2 tRNA genes and 1 rRNA gene are annotated in these 2,232 nt (G+C 42.2%); all 3 read right to left on the bottom strand.

The features are described 5' to 3' along the window. Nucleotides 1–3: 3 nt before the first annotated feature. The 3 genes from H2280_RS08220 to H2280_RS08210 all read right to left on the bottom strand — a co-directional run bounded on the left by H2280_RS08220 (nt 4) and on the right by H2280_RS08210 (nt 1,769). Nucleotides 4–80 (bottom strand) — tRNA-Ile (locus H2280_RS08220). Between the two features lie 6 nt (nt 81–86). Next, nucleotides 87–162, bottom strand: a tRNA-Ala gene (locus H2280_RS08215). A 94-nt stretch (nt 163–256) separates the two neighbouring features. Further along, nucleotides 257–1,769, bottom strand: a 16S ribosomal RNA gene (locus tag H2280_RS08210). Nucleotides 1,770–2,232 lie beyond the last annotated feature (463 nt).

The raw sequence follows: 2,232 nt of genomic DNA, 5'->3' as shown, positions 1-2,232 counted from the left end.
TTATGGTGGGCCTAACAAGACTTGAACTTGTGACCTCACCCTTATCAGGGGTGCACTCTAACCAGCTGAGCTATAGGCCCTTATCATGGTGGAGAATAGCGGGATCGAACCGCTGACCTCCTGCGTGCAAAGCAGGCGCTCTCCCAGCTGAGCTAATTCCCCATAAATTAGCTTTTCATCAATCTTTGAAATCTAAACAAGGATGATTGAGTTTATATGAACTAATGGTTGTGAGACTCATTAGTTTGTACTCTAGAAAGGAGGTGATCCAACCGCAGGTTCTCCTACGGTTACCTTGTTACGACTTCACCCCAGTCGCTGATTCCACTGTGGACGGTAACTAGTTTAGTATTCCGGCTTCGAGTGAAATCAACTCCCATGGTGTGACGGGCGGTGAGTACAAGACCCGGGAACGTATTCACCGTAGCATGGCTGATCTACGATTACTAGCGATTCCGGCTTCATGCTCTCGAGTTGCAGAGAACAATCCGAACTGGGACATATTTTATAGATTTGCTCCACCTCGCGGTATTGCGTCTCATTGTATATGCCATTGTAGCACGTGTGTCGCCCTGGGCATAAGGGCCATGATGACTTGACGTCGTCCACACCTTCCTCCTCCTTACGAAGGCAGTCTATTTAGAGTGCTCACCCGAAGTGTTAGCAACTAAATACGTGGGTTGCGCTCGTTGCGGGACTTAACCCAACATCTCACGACACGAGCTGACGACAGCCGTGCAGCACCTGTCTCTAAGTTCTAGCAAGCTAGCACCCTCATATCTCTATAAGGTTCTTAGGATATCAAGCCCAGGTAAGGTTCTTCGCGTATCTTCGAATTAAACCACATGCTCCACCGCTTGTGCGGGTCCCCGTCTATTCCTTTGAGTTTTAATCTTGCGACCGTACTCCCCAGGCGGTACACTTAATGCGTTAGCTGCATTACTGAGATGACTAGCACCCCAACAACTAGTGTACATCGTTTAGGGCGTGGACTACCAGGGTATCTAATCCTGTTTGCTCCCCACGCTTTCGCGCCTTAGCGTCAGTTAAGTTCCAGCAGATCGCCTTCGCAATGGGTATTCTTGGTGATATCTACGGATTTTACCCCTACACCACCAATTCCATCTGCCTCTCCCTCACTCTAGATTACCAGTTTCCCAAGCAGTTTAATGGTTAAGCCATTAGATTTCACAAGAGACTTGATAATCCGCCTACGCGCCCTTTACGCCCAGTGATTCCGAGTAACGCTTGCACCCTCCGTATTACCGCGGCTGCTGGCACGGAGTTAGCCGGTGCTTATTCCTTAGGTACCGTCAGAATTCTTCCCTAAGAAAAGGAGTTTACGCTCCGAAAAGTGTCATCCTCCACGCGGCGTTGCTGCGTCAGGGTTTCCCCCATTGCGCAATATTCCCTACTGCTGCCTCCCGTAGGAGTCTGGACCGTGTCTCAGTTCCAGTGTGACTGATCATCCTCTCAGACCAGTTAAGCGTCATAGCCTTGGTAAGCCATTACCTTACCAACTAGCTGATACTATATAGTCTCATCCTACACCGAAAAACTTTCCCTACTCAACTTATGTTAAGTAGGAGTATGGGGTATTAGCAGTCGTTTCCAACTGTTGTCCCCCAGTGTAGGGCAGATTAACTATACCTTACTCACCCGTGCGCCACTAATCCACTTCTAGCAAGCTAAAAGCTTCATCGTTCGACTTGCATGTATTAGGCACGCCGCCAGCGTTCACTCTGAGCCAGGATCAAACTCTCCATAAAAATATAGAAAAGTTTAATCTTTTTCTTCAAAGAAAAAGTATTTAAAATATAAGATAAAAAAGGAAACTTTTTAATCTTACTATTATTAATTGATTATCATTAATAGAATAATAAATCTATTAATCTGGCTCAATCGATCACTTATTTAGATTTCAAAGATTGACTATAAGATTTGAATAACAATACTAAATTAAAAAGAACAAAACAAAAAATCTTTTTTTAAATTATTAAATTAAAAATTAAAAATTAAAAAACATTTTTTAATTTTTAAAATAAAACATTAATAATTAGAAGTTTTATTTTTGCAATAACTTTAATAAAAGATATTTTTTTATTTAATCAAAGCAAGGCTTTAATTAAATGCAAAATTTAATTTATTAAGTATTTGGTGAAACTTCTTTTAAGATTTTAAGTCCTTTCAAAAAAAGGAAATGAAAGTATAACTAATTAAGCTTAAAGGGGG

The sequence above is a fragment of the Campylobacter sp. 2457A genome (assembly GCF_020135895.1).
Lineage (GTDB): Bacteria > Campylobacterota > Campylobacteria > Campylobacterales > Campylobacteraceae > Campylobacter_D > Campylobacter_D taeniopygiae.
The sequence above is the reverse complement of the archived record's forward strand: the minus strand, read 5'-3'. Positions and strand labels throughout refer to the sequence as shown.